The 19,384-nt window shown below is 74.5% G+C and carries 20 protein-coding genes and 2 pseudogenes; 12 read left to right on the forward strand and 10 right to left on the reverse strand.

Going from position 1 to position 19,384, the window contains the following annotated elements; translation table 11 throughout:
- The first annotated feature begins 6 nt into the window (after positions 1-6).
- A pseudogene (locus ACZ4K2_RS30705) lies at positions 7-667 on the forward strand (HAD family hydrolase).
- 241 nt (positions 668-908) lie between these two features.
- Positions 909-1,781 (forward strand): annotated as a pseudogene (locus ACZ4K2_RS30710) (phosphotransferase); the annotation flags it as partial.
- Between the two features lie 147 nt (positions 1,782-1,928).
- On the opposite strand, the gene ACZ4K2_RS30715 reads toward ACZ4K2_RS30710, so the two are convergent.
- On the reverse strand, positions 1,929-2,804 hold the full coding sequence (locus ACZ4K2_RS30715; RefSeq protein WP_467478745.1) for an undecaprenyl-diphosphate phosphatase: 876 nt from the start codon (positions 2,802-2,804) through the stop codon (positions 1,929-1,931).
- A gap of 102 nt (positions 2,805-2,906) precedes the next feature.
- Positions 2,907-3,377, reverse strand: coding sequence for a winged helix-turn-helix transcriptional regulator (locus tag ACZ4K2_RS30720; protein ID WP_467478744.1), 471 nt, complete (start codon positions 3,375-3,377; stop codon positions 2,907-2,909).
- A gap of 114 nt (positions 3,378-3,491) precedes the next feature.
- Here ACZ4K2_RS30720 and ACZ4K2_RS30725 point away from each other — a divergent pair, with 114 nt between their 5' ends.
- Positions 3,492-4,661: a thiolase family protein gene (locus tag ACZ4K2_RS30725; RefSeq protein WP_467478743.1), complete on the forward strand. Its 1,170-nt coding sequence runs from the start codon at positions 3,492-3,494 to the stop codon at positions 4,659-4,661.
- Positions 4,662-4,728: 67 nt separating this feature from the next.
- On the opposite strand, the gene ACZ4K2_RS30730 is transcribed toward ACZ4K2_RS30725, so the two are convergent.
- Positions 4,729-5,493 carry a TVP38/TMEM64 family protein gene (locus ACZ4K2_RS30730; RefSeq protein ID WP_467478742.1) on the reverse strand — a complete coding sequence of 255 codons (765 nt, stop codon included), beginning with the start codon at positions 5,491-5,493 and terminating at the stop codon, positions 4,729-4,731.
- 273 nt (positions 5,494-5,766) lie between these two features.
- Between ACZ4K2_RS30730 and ACZ4K2_RS30735 the strand changes: the two genes are divergently transcribed.
- Both ACZ4K2_RS30735 and ACZ4K2_RS30740 read left to right on the forward strand, forming a co-directional pair.
- On the forward strand, positions 5,767-6,945 hold the full coding sequence (locus ACZ4K2_RS30735) for an elongation factor Tu (protein WP_467478741.1): 1,179 nt from the start codon (positions 5,767-5,769) through the stop codon (positions 6,943-6,945).
- A gap of 50 nt (positions 6,946-6,995) precedes the next feature.
- Complete coding sequence (locus ACZ4K2_RS30740; RefSeq protein WP_467478740.1) at positions 6,996-7,841, forward strand: spermidine synthase; 846 nt, start codon at positions 6,996-6,998, stop codon at positions 7,839-7,841.
- Here ACZ4K2_RS30740 and ACZ4K2_RS30745 read toward each other — a convergent pair.
- Positions 7,803-9,101: an MFS transporter gene (locus ACZ4K2_RS30745; RefSeq protein WP_467478737.1), complete on the reverse strand. Its 1,299-nt coding sequence runs from the start codon at positions 9,099-9,101 to the stop codon at positions 7,803-7,805. The two genes, ACZ4K2_RS30740 and ACZ4K2_RS30745, sit on opposite strands and share 39 nt — an antisense overlap.
- Positions 9,102-9,167: 66 nt before the next feature.
- Positions 9,168-10,259, reverse strand: coding sequence for a DUF8017 domain-containing protein (locus ACZ4K2_RS30750; RefSeq protein ID WP_467478735.1), 1,092 nt, complete (start codon positions 10,257-10,259; stop codon positions 9,168-9,170).
- A 62-nt stretch (positions 10,260-10,321) separates the two neighbouring features.
- On the opposite strand from ACZ4K2_RS30750, the gene ACZ4K2_RS30755 reads away from it, so the two are divergent.
- A complete protein-coding gene (locus ACZ4K2_RS30755; RefSeq protein ID WP_467478734.1) occupies positions 10,322-10,783 on the forward strand; it encodes a DUF4442 domain-containing protein in 462 nt (153 codons plus the stop codon).
- Positions 10,784-10,832: 49 nt separating this feature from the next.
- Here the strand turns inward: ACZ4K2_RS30755 and ACZ4K2_RS30760 are convergent, their stop codons facing one another.
- From ACZ4K2_RS30760 to ACZ4K2_RS30770, 3 genes are all read right to left on the reverse strand, one after another.
- Complete coding sequence (locus ACZ4K2_RS30760) at positions 10,833-11,009, reverse strand: S1 domain-containing protein (RefSeq protein WP_467478730.1); 177 nt, start codon at positions 11,007-11,009, stop codon at positions 10,833-10,835.
- A gap of 140 nt (positions 11,010-11,149) precedes the next feature.
- Entirely contained in the window at positions 11,150-12,103 is a 954-nt protein-coding gene (locus ACZ4K2_RS30765) for a UTP--glucose-1-phosphate uridylyltransferase (RefSeq protein ID WP_467478728.1), read from the reverse strand.
- Positions 12,104-12,668: 565 nt separating this feature from the next.
- Positions 12,669-13,742: a lysylphosphatidylglycerol synthase transmembrane domain-containing protein gene (locus ACZ4K2_RS30770; protein WP_467478727.1), complete on the reverse strand. Its 1,074-nt coding sequence runs from the start codon at positions 13,740-13,742 to the stop codon at positions 12,669-12,671.
- 257 nt (positions 13,743-13,999) lie between these two features.
- Here ACZ4K2_RS30770 and ACZ4K2_RS30775 point away from each other — a divergent pair, with 257 nt between their 5' ends.
- Positions 14,000-14,650, forward strand: a complete 651-nt coding sequence (locus ACZ4K2_RS30775; protein WP_467478724.1) for a DedA family protein — start codon at positions 14,000-14,002, stop codon at positions 14,648-14,650.
- Between the two features lie 47 nt (positions 14,651-14,697).
- Here ACZ4K2_RS30775 and ACZ4K2_RS30780 read toward each other — a convergent pair whose 3' ends face one another.
- Positions 14,698-15,225, reverse strand: a complete 528-nt coding sequence (locus ACZ4K2_RS30780; protein WP_467478721.1) for a gamma carbonic anhydrase family protein — start codon at positions 15,223-15,225, stop codon at positions 14,698-14,700.
- 108 nt (positions 15,226-15,333) lie between these two features.
- Here ACZ4K2_RS30780 and ACZ4K2_RS30785 point away from each other — a divergent pair, with 108 nt between their 5' ends.
- The 3 genes from ACZ4K2_RS30785 (at position 15,334) to ACZ4K2_RS30795 (ending at position 17,396) form a co-directional block, all read left to right on the forward strand.
- On the forward strand, positions 15,334-16,098 hold the full coding sequence (locus ACZ4K2_RS30785; RefSeq protein WP_467478719.1) for an acyltransferase: 765 nt from the start codon (positions 15,334-15,336) through the stop codon (positions 16,096-16,098).
- Positions 16,099-16,222: 124 nt separating this feature from the next.
- Entirely contained in the window at positions 16,223-16,795 is a 573-nt protein-coding gene (locus tag ACZ4K2_RS30790; RefSeq protein ID WP_467478716.1) for a helix-turn-helix domain-containing protein, read from the forward strand.
- Positions 16,796-16,838: 43 nt separating this feature from the next.
- Positions 16,839-17,396, forward strand: coding sequence for a YbaK/EbsC family protein (locus tag ACZ4K2_RS30795; protein WP_467478714.1), 558 nt, complete (start codon positions 16,839-16,841; stop codon positions 17,394-17,396).
- A gap of 109 nt (positions 17,397-17,505) precedes the next feature.
- Here ACZ4K2_RS30795 and ACZ4K2_RS30800 read toward each other — a convergent pair whose 3' ends face one another.
- Positions 17,506-17,916, reverse strand: a complete 411-nt coding sequence (locus ACZ4K2_RS30800; RefSeq protein WP_467478711.1) for a CoA-binding protein — start codon at positions 17,914-17,916, stop codon at positions 17,506-17,508.
- A 141-nt stretch (positions 17,917-18,057) separates the two neighbouring features.
- Here ACZ4K2_RS30800 and ACZ4K2_RS30805 point away from each other — a divergent pair, with 141 nt between their 5' ends.
- Positions 18,058-18,819, forward strand: coding sequence for a hypothetical protein (locus ACZ4K2_RS30805; RefSeq protein WP_467478709.1), 762 nt, complete (start codon positions 18,058-18,060; stop codon positions 18,817-18,819).
- Complete coding sequence (locus ACZ4K2_RS30810) at positions 18,816-19,367, forward strand: SixA phosphatase family protein (protein WP_467478707.1); 552 nt, start codon at positions 18,816-18,818, stop codon at positions 19,365-19,367. The genes ACZ4K2_RS30805 and ACZ4K2_RS30810 overlap by 4 nt, the downstream gene beginning before the upstream one ends.
- Positions 19,368-19,384: the final 17 nt, after the last annotated feature.

Genomic DNA, 19,384 nt, shown 5'->3' on the forward strand with positions numbered 1-19,384 from the left:
GCCCCCATGATTCGCGCTGTGATCTTCGACGTGGGCGAGTGCCTCGTCGACGAGACCCGGGAGTACGGCGCCTGGGCCGACTGGCTGGGCGTGCCCCGGCACACCTCGCCGCGATGTTCGGTGCCGTCATCGCCCAAGGCCGCGACTACCGCGAGACCTTCGCCGAGTTCCGCCCCGGCTTCGATCTGTACGCCGAGCGTGAGCGTCGCGCGGAGGCTGGGCAGTCGGAGACTTTCGACGAGGGGGATCTCTACCCGGATGTGGCGATGCGCTTGCCGCGCTCCGTGCTGACGGGCTGTGGCTCGGCATCGCCGGGAACCAGACGGTTCGTGCCGGGAAGATCCTGCGCAAGTTGTTCACCCCGGACGTCGACCTGATCGGTACCTCGGACGACTGGGGGGCGAGCAAGCCGGACCGGGCCTTCTTTGACCGCGTCGTGGAAGTCGTCCCGGTCGAGCTGGGCGAGATGCTGTACGTCGGCGACCGGGTCGACAATGACATCCGGCCCGCGGCGGCGGCCGGGATGCACACGGCGCTCGTGCACCGCGGGCCGTGGGCCACGATCCAGTGGGAGACCGAGGAAGCGAGAAGGCTCCCCACCTTCCGGGTGGGGAGCCTCCTCGAACTGTCGCCGCTGATCGAGAATTTCAACGGGCAAGAGCGCTGACCGTAGTCGACCACCCGTATAGCCGGCGCGGTTGATGCGGTTGCCGAGTCGTGACTGGGGAAGACCGGCGGTGCGGCGGGTGTCGTGGATATGGGACCCGGCTTGGCTGCATCCGTCCGGCACCTGGTCGGGCAGGGGGGTGTGCACTTGCCGACACTTGGTCGATCTCCGCGGGAAGTCTTCTCCCGTGGCGACTGGCGGGCTGTGGGCGAATCCGGTCCGCCGCGCCGAGGCGCGGTGGCTGTCACGTCATCCGTGGCAGGATTCGAGGGTAGAGACGACCGACGTCACGCGTGCGATCGCGGCTGCGAGTTCGGTCGCCGCGTCGCTCGGCCTGCCGGCCGACGATGCAATCGTTCTCCACAACTCGAACAAGCTGGCCCTGCGGCTGACGCCGTGCGACGTCTTCGCCCGGGTCGCCCCGGTGGGACAAGAGGTTGCACAGTTCGAAGTCGAGCTGGCCCAGCGGCTCGCCGAGGTCGGATGCCCGGTGTGCCCCCTGGAGCCCAGGGCGGACCGGCGGGTGTACACGCGCGATGGCTTCGCGGTGACGCTGTGGACCTATTACGAGCCCGTGGCACCTCACACCGCACCAGTCGACTACGCCGGGGCGCTGGAGCGGCTGCACGCCGGCATGCGCGAGGTCGACGTGCCGAGCCCGAGGTTCACGGACCGGATCACGGAGGCGGAAGAAGTCGTCGCCGACCCGGATCGCTCGCCCGAGCTCGCCGACGTGGACCGCGTGTTCCTCAGCGGCAGGCTGGCAAGTCTGCGACGGGCGATCGAGGAGCGCGGCGCCGTGGAGCAGCTCCTCCACGGCGAGCCGCACCCGGGCAATGTGCTCAGCACGGAGAGCGGCCCGTTGTTCGTCGACCTCGAGACGTGCTGCCGTGGACCCGTCGAGTTCGATCTCGCCCATGTTCCCGAGGCGGTCTGCGAGCACTACCCGAGCGTTGACCAAGGGCTGCTGGACGAGTGCCGGCAGCTCGTCATCGCGATGGTCGCCGCGTGGCGTTGGGAGCTCGGCGACCAGTTCCCGAACGGGAGGCGCTTCGGGGAGGAGTTCCTGCGCTTGCTGCGAGAGGGTCCTCCTTGGCCGACACTCGACACGGTTTTGCCAGGCGACCGGATTGTCTTCGGCAGGGACAGCCGTCGGGCTTCGGCCAGGCCGTGCTGGCGACATCGGCGCAGGCCGAAGCATCGGACTCTCTGGGAGATCGCGCCGACGGCCCGGTGGCGGGAAACCGCGCCACCCCTTCGCTCAGCCCGCCGACTCCGCCGCGTGCGGGCTGAGTACGCCCGCGGTGACCAGGACGATGATGACGATGCCGAGGACGACGCGGTACCAGACGAACGGCATAAAGCTCTTGTTGGAGATCCACTTCATGAACCACGCGATCACCGCGTACCCGGAGACGAACGCGATCACCGTGGCGAACAGGGTGGGTCCCCACGCCACATGGCCCGCGCCCACCGAGTCCTTCACCTCGAAGGCGCCGGAGGCGAGGACGGCCGGGATGGCGAGCAGGAAGGAGTAGCGGGCGGCGGCCTCGCGCCTGTACCCCATGAACAGGCCGCCGCTGATGGTCGCGCCGGAGCGCGAGACGCCCGGGATGAGCGCGCAGGCCTGGCACAGGCCGAAGATCAGGCCGTCCCTGATGCCGAGGTTCTCCAGCGTCTTGCGCTGCTTGGGCGCCCGGTGCCGGCCGCCGTTCTCGTCGCGGGCCGCCAGCCGGTCGGCGATGCCGATGACCACGCCGACGACGACGAGCATGGTGGCGGTGATCCGCAGGTCGCGGAACGGCCCCTCGATCTGGTCCTTCAGCGTCACGCCCAGCAGGCCGATCGGGATCGAGCCGACGATCACCAGCCAGCCCATCTGCGCGTCGTGGTTGCTCCGCATCGACTTGTCGAACAGCGACCGGAACCAGGACGAGATGATCCGGCCGATGTCCTTGCGGAAGTAGATGAGGACGGCGGCCTCCGTGCCGATCTGTGTGATCGCCGTGAAGGCGGCCCCGGGGTCCTCCCAGCCCGAGAACGCCGCGGTCAGCCGCAGATGCGCGCTGGAGGAGACGGGCAGGAACTCGGTCAGCCCCTGGACGAGTCCGAGGACGAGGGATTCGAACCAAGACATGAAGGTATGACGTCCAAGTGCCGGAGAGAAAGGGTGATCATGTGACGAGGGCAGCGTAGCGGGCCCGGGTGACAGCCGGGAAACAGGGGCGGGGCAGTCCGGTCAGGCGGTCGTCGGCCCGGCGACCGTCCAGCCCGGGGCCTGGGGGCGGGCCGTCAGGTCCTCGTGGCGCACGGCCTCGCCGCAGGCCCGGCAGGTGACCACGGGCACCAGTTCGCCGCCGCACGAGTGCTCGACGGTCATCGGCAGGTCGACACCCTTGCGCAGGTGCCGGTCGCCCCACTCCTTGAGGGTGATCAGGACCGGTTCCAGCTCCAGCCCCGCCTGCGTGGGCCGGTACTCGAACCGCTGGGGACGCTCGCTGTACATGCGCTTGGTGAGGATGCCGGCCTCCACGAGCCGGCGCAGCCGGGTGGCCAGGATGTCGCGCGGGGCGCCGATGTTGCGCACGAGCTGCTCGAAGCGGCCGTTGCCGAGGCACACCTCCCGCAGGACGAGCAGGGAGTACTTCTCGCCGACCAGCGCGAGGGCGTCGGCGATCGAACAGGGACGCGGGTCCTTCGTGGCGGCCATGCGCCTCAGTCTAAATGAGGGTTTGATTTTCAAACCATAGGGACTATGGTGAGTCCGGATTTCCTACTCACCGGTACCCCAGGCGCAGCCAGGGCGGCCAAGGAGGCCCGCACCATGCGAGACGCAGTCATCGTCGAAGCCGTACGCACCCCGATCGGCAAGGGGAAGCCGAACGGCTCCCTCGCCCACGTCCACCCCGTGCAACTCCTCGCGCACACGCTGCGCACCCTGGTCGAGCGCTCCGGCGTCGACCCCGCGCTGATCGACGACGTGATCGGCGGCACCGTCGACCAGGTCGGCGAGCAGGCCATGAACACCACCCGGTACGCCGTCCTCGCCGCCGGCCTCCCCGAGTCCGTCCCGGCGACCACCGTGGACCGCCAGTGCGGTTCCTCCCAGCAGGCCGTGCACTTCGCCGCGCAGGGCGTGCTGTCGGGCGCGTACGACCTCGTCGTCGCCTGCGGTGTGGAGTCGATGAGCCGTGTGCCGATGTGGTCCAACGTGCCCGCGGGGAAGGACCCGTTCGGGCCGGGCGTCGCCGAGCGCTACCCCGAGGGACTGGTGCCGCAGGGCATCAGCGCCGAACTCATCGCCGCGAAGTGGTCCCTCACGCGCGCGCGGATGGACGAGTTCGCGGTCTCCTCCCACCGCAAGGCGGCCGCGGCGTGGCAGGCGGGCCTCTTCGACGCCGAGGTCGCGCCGCTGGACGGCGTCGCCCGCGACGAGTGCGTGCGGCCCGGCAGCACCCCGGAGATCCTCGCGGGGCTCCAGCCCGCCTACTACGACCCGGCCTTCGCCGAGCGCTTCCCGCAGATCGAGTGGAACGTCACCGCGGGCAACGCCAGCCCGATCAACGACGGCGCCTCCGCCGTCCTGATCACCTCCGGCGAGACGGCCGCCCGGCTCGGCCTGCGCCCGCTGGCCCGGCTGCACAGCTTCGCCGTGACCGGCTCCGACCCGCTGCTGATGCTCACCGGTGTCGTCCCGGCCACCGAGAAGGTGCTGCGCCGGGCAGGGCTGGACCTCGCCGACATCGACCTGTTCGAGGTCAACGAGGCCTTCGCCAGCGTGGTCCTCGCCTGGCAGCAGGAGACCGGCGCCGACCTCGCCAGGGTCAACGTGCACGGGGGCGCCATCGCCCTCGGCCACCCGCTCGGCGCGAGCGGCACCCGGCTCACCACGACCCTGGTGCACGCGATGCGCGAGCGCGGCGCCCGCTGGGCCCTGCAGGCGATGTGCGAGGCGGGCGGCCTCGCCAACGCGATGATCCTCGAAGGGGTCTGACTCGCGGGCCCCGCCCAGGGACCGTGCGGCCCCCGCCCCGCCGCCGCGAGCGGCCGCGGGGCGGGGGTCAGCGCACGCGCAGCCGGTGCCGCTTGCGCCAGGCCACCACCGTGCCCGCCAGGGCCGGTACGGCGATGCAGGCCATCGCGATCAGGAAGGCGGGGGAGGTCGGCGTCGAGGCGCGGGCGCCGGCGACCGCGTAGGCGGCCGTGTTCGGGATCGAGCCGAGCGCCGTGGCCAGCAGGAAGGGCAGCCAGCCCATGCGCGAGACGGCGGCGCAGTAGTTCGCCGCGCAGAACGGCACCCCGGGGAAGAGCCGGACCGCCAGCATCGACCGGAACCCGTGCCGGCTGAGCTGCCCGTCCACCGCCTTCAGCCAGCGGCCCCGCAGCAGTGGACGCAACGCCTCCTGCCCGAGCACCCGGCCGAGACCGAACGCCACCCCGGCGCCGAGCACCGTGCCCGCGAGCGCCGTCGCCAGACCGAGCTGTGCGCCGAACAGCGCCCCCGCGGCCAGGTTCAGCAGCGGCCGGGGGACGAACGCCACCGTGCACAGCCCGTACGCCACCGCGAACACCAGCGCCGCCGCGGCCCCGCCGAGCTGCGGCGGCCAGCCGTGCGTCAGCAGCCGCTGCGGCTCGAACAGCAGCACGCCCACGCCGGCCGCCGCGAGCAGCGCGAGCAGCAGCGACAGTCTGGTGTACGGGGAGAACAGCACGCGCGTGCAGCGGGCGGCGACCCCCGCACGCAGGTCCGGCAAGGGGACGGGAAGCTCCGTGGCGGCGGCCGGGGGAACGGCCGTGGCGGTGCCAGAGCGGTTGGCATCGAGCATCCCGCGACAGTAACCGACACATGTGTGTGATCGCCGTATGGATCGTGTCGTGACCGTCACAGGTGCGGCACGGGCGCCGCGCACGGCCCCGCCCGGCGGCGGCGCCTGAACGCCCGCTCCGGCGAAAACAGTTCGACTCCGGACGAACCGTCCGCGATGATGGACGGCATGTTCCGGTACGCCCGGATCGTCCGGCGGACCCCTGGGGGAGGGCCGGCCCGTTCCCCGGGGTCCCGCGTTCCCGTACGACCGGAAGGGCTCCGAGACACGACCATGGCCGAAACCGCTGACGTACAGACCAAGCCGCACCTCAACATCGGCACCATCGGTCACGCCGACCACGGCAAGACCACCCTGACCGCCGCCGTCACCAAGCTCCTCGCCGCACGCGGCACCGGCACGTCCGCTCCATCCAGCCGGATCGGCCGGATCGACCGGGACCCCTACGAGGCCGCCCGCGGCACCGCCGCCGGCATCGCGCACGTCGAGTACGAGACCGACACCCGGCACTACGCCCACGTCGACCTGCCGGGCCGCCCCGACCACGTCACGGACATGATCACCGGCGCCGCGCAGCTCGACGGGGCGATCCTCGTCGTCTCCGCGCTCGACGGGGTCATGCCGCAGACCGCCGAACACGTGCTGCTCGCCCGGCAGGTGGGCGTCGACCACATCGTCGTCGCGCTGAACAAGGCCGACGCCGGGGACGACGAGCCGGCCGGCCTGGTCGAGCGGGAGGTCCGGGACCTGCTCACGGCCCACGGCTACCCGGGGGACGCCGTCCCGGTCGTCCGTGTCTCCGGGCTGCGGGCCCTGCACGGCGACCCGCGCTGGACGGCGTCCGTCGAGGCGCTGCTCGACGCGGTGGACACCTACGTGCCGGTACCGGAACGCCGTCCGGACGCGCCGTTCCTGCTGCCCGTCGGGGGCGTGCTCCTCCCCGACGGCCGGGGCGCGGCCGTCACGGGCGTCGTCGAGCGGGGGACCCTGCGCGTCGGGGACCGGGTCGCGGTGCCGGGCACGGACGTCCGGACCGTGGTCACCGGGCTGGAGACGTTCGGCAGGCCGGTGGCCGAGGCGCGGGCCGGGGACAGCGTGGCGCTGCTGCTGCGCGGGGTGGCGCGGGACGCCGTACGGCGCGGCCACGTCGTCGCGGCGCCGGACAGTGTGCTGCCCGCCCGGCGCTTCTCGGCCCGGGTACACGTGCTGCCGGGGTGCGGAGTGGGGCGTACGGCACCGCTCGGCCCGGGGTGCCGGCCGCGGTTCCACCTCCGCACCGCCGACGTCGCGGGGGACGTCGACCTCGGCGCGGCGGCCGTCGCCCGGCCCGGCGAGACGGTGGAGCTGACCGTCGAGCTGGGCCGGCCGGTCCCCCTGGAGCCGGGGCTCGGGTTCGCCGTCCGGGAGGACGGCAGGACCGTCGGGGCCGGGACCGTGCTCGCCGTGGAATAGACCCCGGCCGGCGTGCGCGTCCGCCCGCCCGCCGCGGCGACAATGGACCGGTGACCGAAGCCATACCCGTGACCAGGACCGTCGACCACGGCACCGCCAAGCTGATGCCCGACGTCGACCGTGAGCGCGCCTGGCTGCTCACCGTCGACGGGGCGCCGCAGTCGTACGTGGACCTGGACGAGCCCGCCCACCTGGAGTTCGAGTACGCGCGGCGGCTCGGACACGCGCTGGACACCGCGGCCGGGGCCGGGCGGCCGCTGGACGTGGTGCACCTCGGCGGGGGCGCGCTGACACTGCCCCGGTACGTGGCCGCCACCCGCCCCGGCTCCCGGCAGGACGTCGTGGAAGCGGACCGGGGCCTGCTGGAGCTGGTCGCCGAGCACCTGCCGCTGCCCGCGGACTCGGGCGTCACGCTGCACGCGGCCGACGCCCGGGCCTGGCTGGAGGCCGCACCCGACGACCTCGCCGACGTCCTGGTCGCCGACGTGTTCGGCGGGTCCCGGGTGCCCGCCCACCTCACCACGCTCTCCTACGTCCGCACGGCCGAGCGGGTGCTGCGGCCGGGCGGGATCTATCTGGCCAACCTCGCCGACGCGGCGCCGTTCGGCTTCCTGCGGTCCCAGCTCGCCACGCTCGCCGCGGTGTTCGAGGAGGTGGCCCTGATCGCCGAACCCGCGGTGCTGCGCGGGCGGCGGTTCGGCAACGCGGTGGCCGTCGCCTCGCACCGGCCCCTGGACATCGCCGCGCTGGCCCGGCGCACCGCGGCGGACGCCTTCCCGGCCCGCGTCGAACACGGCACGGCGGTACGGCGGTTCACCGGGCCGGCGCGGCCGGTCGGGGACGGCGAGGCCGTGCCGTCACCCGAGCCCCCCGACGGGGCTTTCGGCATCGGCTGAGGCGGGCGGGGCGCCCGCGACCCGGTGCGTGCGCCGAGTCAGCCGGCGCACGTCCGGCACCAGCAGCACCAGGGCGGTGACCAGGACCACCAGGGCGGCGCAGCCCCACAGGGCGGCCGCCCGGCCGAAGGCGGTCTCGGCCGGACCGGCCAGGGCGGCGGCGAGCGGCATGAAGGCGACCGAGCCGAACCAGTCGTAGGCGGAGACCCGGGAGAGCTTGTCCTCCGGTATCTCCTGGTGCAGCGCCGTCATCCAGGAAACGCCGAACACCTCCACCGTCGCCCCCGCGGTGAACATCACCGCGTACAGCACGCCCGGCGGGACCGGCACGGCCAGCGCGGCGGAGGGCAGGGCCAGCGGGAAGACGCACAGTGTGCCGGCGAACAGCAGGCGGCGCGGCTTCCAGCGGGTCATCAGCAGGGCGCCGGCCACCGTACCCGCGCCGAACGCGGCCAGCGCCAGCCCCCAGGGGCCCGCGCCGCCCAGGCTGTCCCGGGCGACGAGCGGGCCGTAGACCGCGTCGGCCGCGCCGACCACCGCGTTGGCGATCGAGAACTGCACGACGATGCCCCACAGCCAGGGCCGGCCGGTGAACTCCCGCCAGCCGTCGCGCAGATCGGCCAGCAGGCTCCCGCCCGGTGCGCGCGGCGGGATGTGGCCGACGTCGAGGAAGGAACGCAGCACCGCGGCCAGGGCGAAGGCCGCCGCGTCGAGGGCCAGCACCCAGCCGGGGCCGACGACGGAGACCAGGGCGCCGCCGAGCGCCGCGCCGAGGAGGGCCGCGCCCTGGGTGGCCATGCGGAAGACGGCGAACGCCCGGCCCGCCTGCTCGCCCTCGACCGAGGACAGCAGCATCCCCTCGGCGGCCGGGCCGAAGAACGCCTGCCCGGTGCCGCCGAGCGCGGTGAGCAGCATCATCTCCCACAGCCGGGGTTCGCCGGTCAGCACGAGCACGGCGAAGGCGCCCTGGGAGAGGAAGTTGAGGATGTTGGCGGCGACCATCACCCGGTGCCGGGGCAGCCGGTCCGCGACCGCGCCGCCGATGAGCAGGAACACCACCAGCGGCAGGGTGCGGGAGGCGGCCACCAGTCCCACGTCGCCGCTGTCGCCGCCCGCCTCCAGCACGGCGAACGCGGCGGCGATCAGCGAGCCGCTCGCGCCGAGGCCGGTCGCGACGGCGGCGGTGGTGAGCAGGGCGTAGTTGCGTCCCGCCCAGGCGGGTCTGCGGGGGCGGGCCGGGCGGCCGGTGGCGAGGGTCACCGGCCGACTATCGCCGCCGGGCCGAGGTTCTGCCAAGCGGATGCGCGGCCCTCGCGGCGGTCCGGGTCACTCCACGGTCGGGTCGCCGTGCAGCCGTACCGTGCGCAGGATCTTGTCGATGGTCGCGTCGGGCAGTTCGTCCTCGACCCCCTTGGCGCCGTAGAGCGACCACGACACGAAGCTGCCGCTGGAGTTCTTGAACGCGAACGTGACGGCCTTGCCGTCGGTGTCGCACTTGCTCTTCTTCGGCACGCCGGAGACGTACGACGTCGCCACGCTGCCCTTGAGCCCCGACGCCGTCGTGAAGGGCTTCGCGGCGCCGATGTGCAGGTACTTCTTGGCGGCCTCCGACTGGTCGGTGTAGCCGCCGAACGCGAAGGTGGCCGAGTCGCCGCGCGCGATGCCCACGGTGTCCTTGGCGCCGTTCTCGCCCTTCGTGCCGCTGCCCGCGAGCGCGCTCGACTCCTTCCTGCCGTTCCGCTCGTCGGTGCAGTGGTCCGGCTGCGCGAACGCGGGGGCGGAGAAGCCGATGTAGGCCGAGCCGTCGCCCTTCTTCTTGTCCTCGAAGAAGGTGAAGACGCCCGGCTTCTCCACCTCCCAGTCGGGCGGTACGTCGAAGGCCGTGCCGTACTTGGGGTTGATCACGACCTTCCAGCCCGCGACGGTCGGCTTCGCCGTCTCGCCGGAACGCGGGTTGTCGGTCACGGACGGGGACGCGGCGGGGGAGGCGGCCGTGGGCGGCGGGCTCGCCGTCGGCCGCCCGTCCTTGCCGTCGCCGGCCTCGTCGTCCGTCGAGCCGCCCAGCACCAGGTAGCCGGTGACCGCGGCGGTGACCACGACGGCCGTGGCCGCGATGATCGCGATCAGCTTCGTCCGGCCGCCGCCGCCCCGCGGGGGCTGGGACTGGGGCACGGGCACGGTGGGCTGCCCCCACGGCGGCTGCTGTCCGTACGGGCCGGTCTGCTGCGGACCGTACGGACCCGGCTGCTGCGGGCCGCCCTGCGGCTGCTGCCCGTACGGGCCGGCCTGCGGATACTGCTGGTATCCGGGCTGCTGGTACGGGTTCTGCTGCGGGTGACCCGGCTGCTGGTACGGGTTGTGCTGCGGATCGTGCTGCGGGTTCTGCGCGCCCCCTGGCGGCTGCTGATCTGGCCACATGGCCAGCAACCCTAGTGCGGTTCACTGGCCACGGTCCGCTACTCGTGAGTAACATGACGGTCATGAGCGCAGACCAGATGTCGATCGGCGAGATGCTCGCCGCCACCGTGCCCATGGCCCGGACGCTGAACCTGGAGTTCCTGGAGACCACCCCCGACAGGGCCGTGGTGTCCCTGCCGGACCAGGGCGCCTACCACAACCACGTGGGCGGACCGCACGCCGGCGCGATGTTCACGCTCGGCGAGTCGGCGAGCGGCGCCATCGTGCTGGCCGCCTTCGGCGACCAGCTCTCGCGCGCCGTGCCCCTCGCGGTGCGGGCCGAGATCGCCTACAAGAAGCTGGCGATGGGAGCCGTCACCGCGACCGCGACGCTGGGCCGCCCGGTCGCGGAGGTCGTCGCCGAACTCGACGCCGGACAGCGCCCCGAGTTCCCGGTGTCGGTCGAGATCCGCCGGGCGGACGGCGCCGTCACCGGCGAGATGAGCGTCCTGTGGACGCTCCGGCCGGCCGACCGGGGCAAGTGAGCCGGGCGGTACGGGAGTCCCGCGCCCGGCTCGGCGGGCCGGGACGGGCTCACCGCACGACGACGACGTTGGTGGCCTTGGCGCCGACCACCTCGAAGGCGACCCGCTGGCCCTCGCGCGTGGTCTGCGTCTCCATGCCGGAGAAGGGCCGCTTCTCGCCGTCCTCGCCGGTGATGATGCCCAGGCCGTCCGCCTCGTTGTAGACGGCGATCGTTCCGAGAGGCATGGTCTTTCCCTTCCTTTGAGGGGCCGTGGAACCGTTCTCTCGCACGGTGAGCAGAGCATCACGCACCGTGCCCGGCGGGAGGAAGGGCGCGACGGTGCGTCGGCCACGGTTCGACCGGATGTCGGCGGGGCTCCGCGGCCTCAGACGGCCCGGCGGTGTTCCCCGGCGCCGGTCCCGCCGGGGGGCAGCTCCGCCACGAACTCCCTGAGCCAGCGGGTGAAGTCGGGGCCGAGGTCCGGGCGAGCGCAGCCCAGCCGGACCACGGTGCGCAGGTAGTCGGCCTTGTCGCCGGTGTCGTGGCGCAGGCCCGAGAAGACCACGCCGTGCACCGTGCCGCCCGCCGCCAGTTCGTGCAGGGCGTCAATCAGCTGGATCTCGCCGCCGCGGCCCGGCGGGGTGCGCTCCAGGACGCCGAAGACGGCAGGGTCGAGGACGTAGCGCCCGATGACCGCGTACCGGCTCGGCGCGGTGCCCGGGGCCGGCTTCTCCACCAGGCCGGTCACCCGCACGACGTCGTCCGCGCCCGCCGGTTCGACCGCCGCGCAGCCGTAGAGGTGCGTCCGCGCCGGATCCACCTCCATCAGGGCGACGACGCTGCCCGCGAGTTGCTCCCGGACCGCCGGCATGCGGCGCAGCAGGCTCTCGCGCGGATCGATCAGGTCGTCGCCGAGCAGGACCGCGAACGGCTGGTCGCCGACGTGGTTGCGGGCGCACAGCACGGCGTGGCCGAGACCCAGCGGATCGCCCTGGCGGACGTGGTGGATGTCGGCGAGCCGCGCCGGATCGCGTACGGCGTCCAGGCGCACGGTGTCGCCCTTGGCCGCCAGCGCCTGTTCCAGTTCGAAGGCGTGGTCGAAGTGGTCCTCGATGGCCCGCTTGTGCCGGCCGGTGACCATCAGGACGTCGTCCAGGCCGGCCGCGGCGGCCTCCTCGACGACGTACTGGATGGCCGGCTTGTCGACGACCGGCAGCATCTCCTTGGGCGTGGCCTTGGTCGCGGGCAGGAACCGGGTGCCGAGACCGGCGGCCGGGACGACCGCCTTGCGTACGGTCCTGGGCGCGGCGGGTGTCACCGGGGGCTGGGGGACGATCATGCGGCCCATGCTGGGGCACGCGGATGAGAGCACACCCGGTGGCACCTGGGAACAGGCTGTGATCACCGGGCAGCGGGCGCGTGACCATCCGTCCGGCCGGCCTGGTGTGCCGCGAAGGGGTGTTCCGGTTCCGGCGGTTCCGGTTGCGCGGGCGCCGGCCGGGGTGGTGGCGGCGGTGGCCCGGGCGGTGGGCCGCACGTCCTCGTCCTGCCGCGACGGCTCCCCGGCCCACGGCAGCCGGGTGCGTGCCCGCGTGCGTCCCGCGGTCGCTCCCGCGGGCATACGGCGACGGTGGCGCTGGCGCGCGGCCCGGGCGCCGTCCCGCCTCGTGGGCGCGCCCGCCCCGGGGAGGTGCCGGCCGAGGGTGGGCGCGGCGCGGCGGTCCCCGGCCGGGTCGTAGACCCTGGTCCAGGGCGGGTGCCGGCCCCGCGACGCCCGGTTCGCACCGCCCCGCTCTGCGCCTTCTCTCCCACCCCGGGTCCGCCCTTCCGGTTGCCGTGCGGGCGGGGGCGGCTCAAGGGGCCGCGTCCGCGCGCGGGTCACCGCCGGGCGGGCGGTGTGCCGGTCACAGTGCCTTCGCGCGGATCAGTGCCGACGTCACCAGCGCCCCCGGTACCAACGGCAGCCAGTCGGTCAGCGCCCGGTAGCCGATCACGGTCGCCGCCGCCGGTGCGGGTGCGGCGCCGAAGGCGACCAGGGTCCACACCAGCGCCGCGTCCACCGCGAGGCCGCCCGGCGCGGGCACCGCCCCGGCGGCCGTCCCCGCCGCCAGGTGTGCGAGCACCACCTGATGCCACGGCAGCCCGAGGCCGAGCGAGGCGCCGGCGCAGGCCAGCGTGCCCGCCTGCAACAGCGGCACGGCGACGGCCCCGCCCCACAGGGCGAGCACCCGGCAGGGCCGGGCGTGCACCGCCCGCGCGTCGGCGAGGGCGGCGCGCAGCAGCCCGGCCACCGGCCGGCGCACCGCCCGTACGGTGGCCAGCAGCACCCCCGCCGCGGCGAGCGCCCCGGCCGCCACGGCGGCGAGCGGCAGCAGCGGGCGCGCGTCCGGCACCAGGTCCGCCAGGCGCTGCCAGGCCGGGGAGACCGCCAGGAACACCAGCAGCAGCACCGTCTTCGCGAGCGACCTGGCCAGCGAGTACAGCCCGATCGACGCGGTCGCCCGGTCCAGCGGCACACCCCGGCGGCGCAGGAAGCGCAGCGTCACGGCGTGCGCGCCGAGGCCCCCGGGCAGCAGGTGGTTGGCTGCGCCGGCGGCGAACTGCGAGGCCAGCAGCGGCCCCGGCGGCAGCGGATCGGGCAGCGCGCCCTGCCGGACGCACGAGACGGCCGCCCAGCCCAGGCAGGTGAGGCCCGCCCCGGCCAGCAGCCACCACGGATCGGCCGTGAGCAGCCGCCGCGCCCCCTCGGCCAGGACGGTCCGGTCGGCCAGCGCCCAGCCGGCGGCGAGCAGCAGAGGGGTCAGGCACAGGGCCAGCCGCGCCGGCCGGCCCGTCAGGCGGGACCCGGGGCGGGCCCCGGCCGGGACGCGCGCCCCGAGGACGGACGGCTCCGGCAGGACGGACGGCTCCGGAAGGACCGGCGGGGGCGGCAGCCGCGGGGGCGGGGGCAGCGAGCGGGACGGGGACGGTGATGACACGAGGACGTCGTCCTTACGCGGCGGGCCCCGCGCGGGGGCCGAGGGGAAGCGAACCGGGCGAACCGCGGGGGAGCCTTCCCCTCCCGCGTGACACGGGGATGTCCGAAAAGGTAAGGCGTGGGGGCGGGACGGTGCCGCCGGGCGAGTGCGGGCCCGCGTCCGTCCGCGGCGGACCAGGTAGCCTTCCCTCGGGACGCCCTTCGCATGCGGCGGCCCGCGGAGCCGGAGCAGGTTCAGTGACAGGGGAGGAACCGGCGGTGCACGTCCAGGAGTGGCTCGACTCGATCCCGGCGGTCGCCGTCTACGCCTTGGTGGCCGCGGTGATCGGTCTGGAGAGCCTGGGCATCCCGTTGCCGGGTGAGATCGTCCTGGTCTCCGCGGCGCTGATGTCCTCCCAGCACACGGGCGTCGACCCGGTCGTCCTCGGTGCGTGCGCGACGGCCGGCGCGGTGATCGGCGACTCCATCGGCTACGCCATCGGCCGCAAGGGCGGCCGCCCGCTGCTGGCCTGGCTCGCCGGGAAGTTCCCGCGCCACTTCAGCGAGGGCCATGTCGCCACCGCCGAGCGGTCCTTCGAGAAGTGGGGCATGTGGGCGGTGTTCTTCGGCCGCTTCGTCGCCCTGCTGCGCATCTTCGCCGGCCCGCTCGCCGGCGTCCTGCACATGCCGTACTGGAAGTTCCTGATCGCCAACGTCCTCGGCGGCATCTGCTGGGCCGGCGGCACCACGGCCGTCATCTACTACGTCGGCGTGGTCGCCGAGGACTGGCTGAAGCGCTTCTCGTACGTGGGCCTGGCGGTGGCCGTGCTGATCGGCCTGGCCTCCATGCTGGTCATCAAGCGCAAGGCGAAGAAGGCCCAGGCCCGGGCGGAGGCCCGGGAGGCGGAGCCCGTCGGCGCCGGGGACTGAGCGGCGCGGCGGGCGCGGCCCGCCACGCGAGCCCGCGCCGGCACGGGCTACTCGTGCACCTCGCGGTGCGCCTTGGCCAGGTCGGCGTACAGGGTGCCGTTGAGCGTGACGCCCTGCCGCTCCTCGTCGCCGAGGCTCCGCCGCACCTCGGCCGGCACCCCCGCCACCAGCGACCCCGGCGGCACCACCATCCCCTGCGGCACCAGGGCCTGGGCCGCGACCAGGGAGCCCGCGCCGATCACCGCCCCGTTGAGCACGGTCGCTCCCATCCCGACGAGGCAGTCGTCCTCCACGGTCGCCCCGTGCACCACCGCGTTGTGCCCGATGGACACCCGCTCGCCGACGGTGACCGGGAACCCGGGGTCGGCGTGCAGCGTGACGTTGTCCTGCACGTTGGCCTGCGCGCCGACGGTGATCCGCTCGACGTCACCGCGGACGACGGCCCCGTACCAGACGCTCGCGCCCGCGCCCAGCGTCACGTCCCCGATCACGGAGGCCGTGGGCGCGACGAACGCCTCCGGATCCACCCGCGGCTCCTTGCCCCCGATACCCACGATCAGCGCTTTCCGGGTCATCACCGTCTCCTCGTGTCGGCCGTGCACGGCACGGTACGACACGGGGTGGGGCAAAGATCACAGCAGCCCGCCCTCCGCGCACAGGCGACCGGTGAGTAACGTGACCCCGTGCCGAAGCGCAAGAACACGTTCTCGTCCTGGCGACGTCACCTGGTGCAGCGTGCCGTGCACACGGGCTGGTCATGGGTGCAGCGAGCGGGCTCGGTGACGGCCGAGCATCCCGGCCGCCTCCGGTTCGGCTCGATCGGCGAGGCCACCCGGCTCGCCTTCCCGCTCGGCACGGTCTTCGGCGAGCCCTGGATCCGGCTCGGCTCGTACTGCATCATCGCCGAGCAGGTCACCCTCACCGCGGGCCTGATGCCCGACCTGGACCTCGGCCCGGACCCGATCCTGTGCATCGGCGACGGCGTGGTCCTCGGCCGCGGCAGCCACGTCATCGCGGACACGACGGTCACGATCGGCAGCGACTGCTACTTCGGGCCGTACGTCTACGTCACCTCGACCAACCACTCCTACGACGACCCGCATCAGCCCATCGGCAGGCAGTGGCCGCGGATGGAGCCGGTGGAGATCGGGCCGGGCTGCTGGATCGGCACCGGCGCGGTGATCCTGCCGGGGGCGCGGATCGGCCGGAACGTGGTCGTGGCGGCCGGCGCGGTGGTCCGGGGCACCGTGCCCGACCACGCGGTGGTGGCGGGGGCGCCCGCCAGGGTCGTACGGCGCTGGACGCCCGACGCGGGCTGGCAGCCCCCGCTGCGCACTCCCGCGCCCGTGCCGATCCCGGACGGTACGACGCCGGGCCAGCTCCGGGCGCTGGCCGGACTGGACGAGGACGCGGTGGCGCGGCTCGCCGCACTGGAGACCGAGGGCTGACGGGGGCCGTCGCGAGCGCGGCCCTGGCAGTACAGTTCGGTGAACGATCAGGTGCAGCTCATCGTAGTCCGGTGTGCTGAACCCGGTCGGCCAGCATGGTGAACCCCCGGATATTGGACCCCACGTGTCGGACCTCGAACTCCTGACCCGGTCCCTGGCGCGCAACGTCAGGCACTGGCGCTCGGTGCGCGGCTTCACGCTGGACGTGCTGGCCGCCCGGGCCGGTGTCAGCCGCGGCATGCTCATCCAGATCGAGCAGGCCCGCACCAACCCCAGCATCGGCACGGTCGTCAAGATCGGCGACGCGCTGGGGGTCAGCGTCCCCACGCTCCTCGACTACGAGCAGGGCCCCAGGGTCCGGGTCCTCCCCGCCGACCGGGCGGTCCGGCTGTGGCACACGGAGGCGGGCAGCTACAGCCGCCTGCTCGCCGGTACGGAGGCGCCGGGGCCGCTGGAGATGTGGGACTGGCGGCTGATGCCGGGGGAGAGCAGCCCCTCCGAGCCGCACCCCGGCGGCACCGTCGAGCTGGTCCACGTCACCGCGGGCGAGCTGACCCTCACCGTGGAGGACGTGCGGTACCGCATCCCGGCGGGCGCGAGCGCCTCCTTCGAGGCGGACGTCCCGCACCTGTACGGCAACGAGGGCGACGTGCCGACGGAGCTGGTGATGGCCGTCTCCGTGCCGCCCGTGCCGTGAGACGCCGGACCGGCGGCCCGGCGGCTGTTGTTAGCGTGCGGCCATGCGCGCACCCATCGGAGACTTCGCCACCGCCACCCCCGCCCCGGACTGCCTGGACGAGCTGACCGCGCCGGTCGCCGACGCCGTACGCGGCTGGCAGGGCGCGGTGCCCGCCGACCGGATCCTGTACGTCGACACCGAGCCGCAGTGGGCCGACACGGCCGTCTTCGTGCAGCACTACGGCCGCGACCTGCTGGAGCGGTCGGCGAACTGCGTCGTCGTCGCGGGCAAGCGGGGCGGCGCGACCACGCTGGCCGCCTGCGTGGTCCCGTCCACCACCCGGGTCGACGTCAACGGCACCGTACGCCGTCAACTGGGCGCCCGCAAGGCGTCGTTCGCCTCGATGGAGGCGGCGACCGGGGAGACCGGCATGGAGTACGGCGGCATCACCCCGCTCGGGCTGCCCACCGGCTGGCCGGTCCTGCTGGACCCGGCCGTCGTCGACCTGCCCTACGTCCTGGTCGGCAGCGGCCGCCGGCGCGGCAAGCTCCTGGTGCCCGGCAAGGCCCTCGCCGAACTGCCCGGCGCGCTCGTCCTGGAGGGCCTGGGCGTCGCCTGACCCCTCGCCGCCGCGGGACCGGCGCCGGAGCCGCGGTGCGCCGCCCCGGCGGGCGGGCCCGTCCGTCGGCGCCGCCCCGTGCGGCGCGGGCGGCGGGCCGCGCGCGGTGTCAGACGGGCAGCCGCGGGATCTCGATCGCCGGGCACCGGTCCATCACCATCTCCAGGCCCGCCGCGCGGGTCCGCTCGTAGGCCGCCTCGTCGACGACGCCGAGCTGGAACCACACCGCCCGCGCGCCCTTCGCGACGGCCTCGTCCGCCACCGCCCCGGCCAGGCCGCCGTTGACGAACACGTCGACCACGTCCACCTCGAAGGGGATGTCCGCGAGGGAGGCGTAACCGCGCTCGCCGTGCACCGTCTCCGCCTTGGGGTGCACCGGCACGATCCGCTTGCCGAACCGCTGGAGCACCTGAGCCACCCCGTAGGCGGCCCGGCCGGGGTTGGAGGACAGGCCGACCACCGCCCAGGTGTCACCCAGCTCGGTCAGGATCCTGCGGGTCGTCGCGTCGTCGCCGTACATCGGGGGCCTCCTCGGCCGTGGGAAGTCGTCTGCCGTGGCAACATCACCCGGGCGGGTACGGATTCCCGCGGTACCCCGCGACGCCGTCCGGAATCCGCGCGAGCCGCTGCGCCCGGCCGCCGGTCCGCCTACGCTCGCCCCGTGCTGCGCATCCTCGACGCCCGAACCGGTGAGCCCGTCCCCGCCGCGCCCGCCCGCCGCGGCCTGACCCGGATCGAGGCGCACGCCTCGGGCCTCGACCCGACGGCCCTGCGCGTGCTGCTCACCGCCGACCTGCTGGTCCGGGCCCTGGAAATGGACGGCACGCCGGTCTGGGCGGCGCTCACGGCCGCCCGCGACCGGCCCGCGCTCCGCTCGGCCGCCGACCTGCTCGCCGTCCGCCCCTTCGAGGACGGCCGCGACCTCGGGTCCGGGCTCGGCGAGGCCCAGGCCATCCATGTGGCCCAGCGGGACACCGGGGACGCGCCGGGGCCGGGGCCCGTGGTGGCCGTCGCGCCGGCGCGGTGGGCGGAGCCGGCCGGTGAGCCGGACGAGGCCGCCGCCCTGCCCCCCGCGCTCCTCGCCGACCCCGCCGCGCTCCGGCTGGCGCTGCTCGGCGTCCCGCGCGGCGAGCCCGTACGGCTGGACGCGGCCGCGCTGGACGGTGCCGCGCGGAGCCTCACCCGGTGGCGGCGGGCCGTCGCCGACTGGGCGCGGCGCCCGTCCCGGCCGGTCCCCGGCGAGGTGCGCGAGCGGCTGCGCGCCGCCTGGGAGGACGACCTGGACCTGCCCGCGGTGCTCGGTGTGCTGCGCGACGTGGCGAGCGCGCCGGACCTTCCGGACGGCGCCCGCTTCGAGACCTACGCCTACGCCGACCGCCTGCTCGCCGTCGACCTCGCGCGTGACGTCGGGACCCTCGCGTGAACGCGCCGGCCGGCACCGGCCCGCTGCGCCGGCTGGTGGTGCTGCGGCACGCCAAGTCCGCCCGGCCCGCGGGCGTCGGGGACCACGGCAGGCCGCTCGCACCGCGCGGACTGCGGGACGCCCCGGCCGCCGGCCGCGCCCTCGCCGCGGATTCGCTGCCCGACCTCGCCCTGTGCTCCACCGCCGTCCGCGCCCGCCGCACCTGGGAGCTGGTCTCGGCGGAGTGGGCCACCGCGCCGCCGGTGCGCCACGACCGGCGGCTCTACGCGGCCGGCGCGGCCGGCCTGCTGGAGGTCGTCCACGAGGTGCCGCCCGACGTGCGGACACTGCTGCTCGTCGGGCACCAGCCCGGGCTCGGGGAACTGGTGCGCGCGCTGGCCGCCGACGGCCTCGACGACACGCTGGAGCGGATCCGGGAGAAGTTCCCGACCTCCGCGTTCGCGGTGCTCACCTGGCACGGCACCGGCTGGGCGGACCTCGCCCCGGGCACGGCGCTGCTCACCTCCGTCACGGTCCCCCGGGGCGGCGAGGGCGGCCGGAGGCGGTGATCCGGGGCCGCCCCGGC

Source organism: Streptomyces sp. NPDC025833 (genome assembly GCF_055558055.1).